Consider the following 5,338-nt stretch of genomic DNA (forward strand, 5'->3'; position numbering starts at 1 on the left):
GGTCCGCGGGCGCGGCGGGGCCGGCGCCCGTGGGGTCGGCGCCCGTCGTGGTGCGCGAGGCGGCCGACTCGCCGTTCTGGCGTCAGGTCGCCGGCACCGTGATGCGCCACCCGGTACTCACCGGCCTGCCGGTGATCGCGGTTCTGCTCGTCCTCGGGGCGCCCTTTCTGCACGTGAACTTCGGCACCCCGGACGACCGGGTGCTGAAGCCGGGCTCGGCGGACAGCCGGATCGTCGGTGATGCCCTGCGGGGCGCGTTCGCCGCCGACATCGGCGGCGCGCTCGACGTCGTCGTCCAGGCCGCCGGGCCGGGCATGATCGACCGGTCCGCGCTCGCCTCCTACGCGACCGCGCTGTCCGAACTGCCGGACGTGGCCCGGGTCGATAGCGCCCTCGGGTCCCACATCGATGGGCGCCGGGTCGTACCGTCCGGTCCGGCCAGCCGACGGTTCGCGATCGCCGGAGCGGATTCCCTCCAGGTTGTGCCCGCGGTGGACTATGCGTCGGACCGGGCGCAGGCTCTCGTCCGGGCCGCGCGTGCGGTGCCGGCGCCCGTGGGGACCAGTGTGCTGATCGGTGGCGCATCCGCCGTCCTGGTAGACGGCAAGACCACGATCGCCGACCGTCTCCCGGTCGCCCTCGGGCTGATCGCGCTGGCGACCTTTGTGCTGCTGTTCCTGTTTACCGGCAGCGTGCTGCTACCGGTGAAGGCCATCGTGCTTAACGGGCTGGTGATGTGCGCCGTGTTCGGCGCCTCGGTGTGGATCTTCAGTGACGGCCACCTGTCCGGGTTCCTCGACTTCACCCCCGGCCCGCTGGACACCTCCATGCCGGTCCTGCTCTTCTGTATCGCCTTCGGGCTCTCGATGGACTACGAGGTCTTCCTGCTCTCCCGGATCAAGGAGGCGCACGACGCCGGCGCGCCCAACACCGAAGCGGTCGCCACCGGGCTCGCCCGGGTTGGGCGGATCGTCAGCACCGCCGCCGCGCTGCTCGCCGTCACCTTCGTCGCGTTCGGTACCTCGTCGGTCCGGTTCATCCAGATGTTCGGGATCGCCACCGCGCTCGCGATCGTGCTCGACGCCACCCTCATCCGAGGGGTGCTGGTCCCCGCCTTCATGCGGGTGGCCGGCGACTACAACTGGTGGGCCCCTGGCCCGTTGCGGACTCTGTATCAGCGGTTCGGACTGCGCGAATACTCCGTCCCGGAGCAGGCCGGGGTCAGAACCGTTCGAAGCCGCGCCGACGCTCCCAGTCGGTGACGGTCCGCTCGTAGCCGGCGAGCTCGACTTCGGCCGCATGGGCCAGATGGGCGACGACCCGATCACCGAAGGCGGCCCGGGCCACCGCACTGGCCCGCCACCCGTCCACCGCCTCCCGCAACGTCGCGGGCAGCCGTGGCAGGTCCGGCATGGTGAAGGCGTTGCCCATCCGTCCGGGTTCGAGCGGGAGACGGTGCTCGATGCCGTAACGGCCGGCCGCGATCATCCCGGCGACGGCGAGGTAGGGATTCGCGTCACCGCCCGGCACCCGATGTTCGACGCGCAGCCCCGACCCGTCGCCGACCACCCGTATGGCGCAGGTCCGGTTGTCGCGTCCCCAGCTGATTCCGGTCGGAGCGAAGGAGCCCGGCGCCAGGCGCTTGTACGAGTTCACGTTGGGTGCGTACAGCAACGCGAAATCGGCCATGCAGGCGAGCTGCCCGGCCACGAACGAGCACATCAGCGCGGACATCCCGGCGGTGTCGTCGCGAGAGCCGGGGGGTGGGAAACCGGGGGGTGCGGTGCTCGGTGGGGCCAAGCCGGGGTGCCGGACGAGCGCCCCCTCACCTTCGGGGGACGGCGCGAACACACACGCCCCGCCCGTCCCGCGCAGGGACAGATGAACGTGGCAGGAGTTCCCCTCGCCCCCGTCGTACTTCGCCATGAAGGTCAGGGCCTGCCCGCCCGCCGCGGCGATCTTCTTGGCGGCGGTCTTGTAGAGGGTGTGGTTGTCGCAGGCCTGCAGCGCCTCGGCATACCGGAACACGATCTCGAACTGCCCCGGATGGACCTCCCCGCGCGCGGACTCGACCGCCACCCCGACGCCGGCCATCGCCCGCCGGATGCGCCGGACCAGATCGTCCAGTCCTTCCGTGCCGGAAAGCGCGTAGTCGATGTTGTAACGGCTGGCCGGGGTGAGATCGGTGTAGGAGCGCCGCGCAGCTCGACGGTAGGACTCGCGGAAGACCAGGAACTCCAGCTCCGTCCCGGCGAAGGCGGTCAGACCGGAGTCGGCGAGCGCGTCGAGCTGTCGACGCAGCACGGCACGGGGAGCGACGTCCACCGGGGACCCGTCCGGCCAGAACGCGTCCGCGAACACCACCGCGTCGGACGGATGCCAGGGTGCGCGGCGCAACGTGGTGAGGTCGGGCTGTAGCCGTAGATCACCGAAGCCGTCGTACCAGGGCGAGTGGGGGTAGCCTCCGTCGGTCTTCATGTCGACGTCAACGGCGTGCAGGTAAGTGCAGGCGCCGAGGCCGTCGGCGAGCACCGGTCCGGTGAAGTGCTCCGGGGACACGGCGCTGCCGACGAGCCGGCCCTGCAGGTCGACGGTGGCGACGATGATCTCCTCGACTGGTTCGGCTCCGGCCAGCAGGTCACGTAGCACTCCCCGGCCGGCTGCGTTCTCCCCGACCGCCTGATCGGACGATGACCCGGGGCCGATCGGGCGGGGCTGGACCCGCGGTGCGGGCCGCCCGGTTGGCTCAGGTGGCTCAGGCGGGCCCGGGGGGTCGGGATGGGCCGGAACCTGGGCCGATGGTGGGGTCGGAACCGGCGACGATGTCATGCGTTCTCCGTTCATACCGTAGGCGGCGCCGGTTCCGTCGGGGCTGCCGGTTGTGCCGGGCCCGTCGTGAGGGTGGACACGTCGTGCAGGGGGTTCGCGACCTCGCCGTGCATCAGGTCGAAGCCTCCGTCCCGGTCGGCGCGATCGTGGAACCCGGCGCCCGCGAACTGCTCGCGGTTCAGGCAGACCCGACCGAACGCCGGCCCGAGGAGATCGATCGAGGTGAACCGCTCCCGCAGGGCCGGGAACCTCGCGTGGTACCGGTCGACCGTCGCCCGCACGAGCCGCCAGAACTGGTTCTCGCCCACGTCGAGATGATCCGCCACGAGCACCGCGAAGAAGCGGAAGTGCCCGGCGAACACCGCCGAGAGCAGGGAGTGGGCCAGGACCGGGCCGGGCCACCGCCGGCAGTGCTCGACCGCCTCCGGTGGCATCTCCCGCCGCTCGGGGAACTCGCCGGACACCAGTTCGATGTCCGCGCCGAAGTCCTTCACGGCTATGCGGCGGGGCATCTCCTCGGCATCGAAGATGCACAGGACGTTCTCGCCGTGCGGCGTGAAGGCCACGCCGTACCGGTACAGGTAGTGCAGCAGCGGCGGCAGGAGGGCGGAGAACAGCGCGGCGAGCCAGTCGTGTGCCGGCCGGCCCGAGCGGGCCACGAGCTCGGCGACGACTGCCCGACCGTCGGAGCCGACCGCCAGCAGGGACGCGAGGCTGCGCGCCCGCTCCCCGCCGTCGAGAAACCGCTCCACCGGATCACGCCAGAGCACGCCGAGTAGTTCGTGGAGGCGGTAGGGCGCGTCGGGGACGGCGTCGTAGGCCGGGTGCCGGACGGTGGCGCCGACGACCTCCGGAAGCAGGAGAACCCGGGTCACATCGCGCAGGAAGGGATCCGCGTCGCGCAGCCCGAGCAGCCAGCTCGACATCGCCGGTCCGGCGATGGCGTCAGCCGCCGACATCCCCCGCCACACCAGCGTGTTACGGATCATCAGCGCGAGCTTGACGTTCCGCCGGTCCGGCCGGTCGACGTTGGCGAGGGTGCGCACCGCCTGCAGGGGCAGGTACCGGTCCGGTGCCTCGCCCAGCGGGACCAGCAGACCGGTGGCGATCTCAGCCGCATAGAGCGGCACGATTACGTTCTCCCACTGCCACGGATGGACGGGTAGCCAGATATAGTCGGCGATCGTCGTACCGGCGGGTGGTCCGGCGGCGGGCGCGGGGCCCGGCCGGCGTGGATCGTCTGGCAGGGCCCGGCGGAGCACATCGGTGAAGTGGGTGCGGGTCTGCTCGTCGAGTTCCGTGGTGAGCAGGTCAGGCGCGGTCGACGAGCCCTGTCCGGAAAGGTCGATGGCCCCGGGGCCGCTGGTTCTGGGGGCGCTGGCCTCGGGGGCGCTGGCGCTGTACCGCCCGATCGCGCGGTGTGCGGCCACCCACCGCAGTCGGAAGGGCCGGCGTGCCTCGGGGGTGTAGACAGCCGCGGCCGCGCCGAAACCGAGCCGTCCCTTGTTCGCGACGAGACAGGGATGGCCGGTCTGGTGCCCCTCGAGCGCGACGAACGGCAGATTGGCGAGATCCACCGCGGGAATCGCCGTTCCGAGTAGATGATGATCGGCGGCCTGGGTGGCGAGCAGATCGCGTACCACGTCGGCGAGGACCGGGTCGGACCAGCCGAGCAGGACCTGCATGTCCTGGAGGAAGCGGATCGGGTCGTCCGCCGGTGCGGTGCCCGGAACGGTCGGTGTGGTGCCCGGTTCGGGGGGTCTGCCATCCGGGCCGGGCGGCGTAACCGAGCGGGTCAGCGTAGCGGCATCGATCCACCAGGACCCGAATGTGCCACGTCGGGCGGTGAAGGCGTACGTGGCGCCCGCGGCTCGGAGCCGGTAACCCTGGATGGGACCCCGTCCGATCGGGGGGTGCCTGCGCCCGTTCGGGGCCACGCCGCGCACCGTGAGGTCGCTCGTCCGCGCCGGTGCGGTGGGTGTCGGCCCGCCCGGGGAGCCCGCCGGCCCGGCCGCGGCATCCGCTGGCTCGTCGGGTTGCGGACTGAGTAGCTCCTCGTAGGCCATTTCAGCGATGAGCTTGGCCAGCAGGGCACGGCCGGCCTGCCGCCATCGGTCCGCCGACCCGGTCCGCCCCGGGGACGGTGCCGCGGGCGGCGGCGCGGACCATGACGTGGTCAACGTCCGACCGTTCCGGCTGTCTTGGCCGTCTCGACCGGGGCCGGATCGCGCGGCCGCGCGATCCGCTCGCCGGCGGCCTGGCCATTCCCGTCCGGCTGGCCCGACCGGGCGGGGACCCCGAAGGTCGTGAACGCCGACGGCGACGGCAGCCGGTACGCGTCGCCGTCGGTCAGGTCGTCGAGGATGACCGCGGCGCGCCAGGCGCCGAGGCCGAGATTGGGCGTCCCGACGCCGTGTGTGTGCAGCTCCGCGTTCTGGACGTAGACACGGCCGGTGAGACCGGCGTCGGTCGCCACCCGGTACCGGGCGTCGACGCGGAAGCGGATCTG

At 72.0% G+C, this 5,338-nt stretch carries 3 protein-coding genes and 1 pseudogene; 1 reads left to right on the forward strand and 3 read right to left on the reverse strand.

Annotated elements, in window-relative coordinates:
• Window positions 1–1,262, forward strand: a 1,262-nt coding sequence (locus AC08OU_RS22160; protein ID WP_476605689.1) for an MMPL family transporter, incomplete at its 5' end; no start/stop codon positions are given.
• Here the strand turns inward: AC08OU_RS22160 and AC08OU_RS22165 are convergent.
• The 3 genes and pseudogenes from AC08OU_RS22165 to AC08OU_RS22175 all read right to left on the reverse strand — a co-directional run.
• Window positions 1,222–2,829, reverse strand: coding sequence for a glutamine synthetase family protein (locus AC08OU_RS22165; RefSeq protein ID WP_476602026.1), 1,608 nt, complete (start codon window positions 2,827–2,829; stop codon window positions 1,222–1,224). The genes AC08OU_RS22160 and AC08OU_RS22165 overlap by 41 nt on opposite strands.
• A gap of 11 nt (window positions 2,830–2,840) precedes the next feature.
• Entirely contained in the window at window positions 2,841–5,009 is a 2,169-nt protein-coding gene (locus AC08OU_RS22170; protein WP_476602025.1) for an IucA/IucC family protein, read from the reverse strand.
• Window positions 5,006–5,338 (reverse strand): annotated as a pseudogene (locus tag AC08OU_RS22175) (lysine 6-monooxygenase); the annotation flags it as partial. The pseudogene AC08OU_RS22175 and the gene AC08OU_RS22170, both read right to left, overlap by 4 nt.

It is taken from the genome of Frankia sp. CcMO1, from assembly GCF_977945845.1.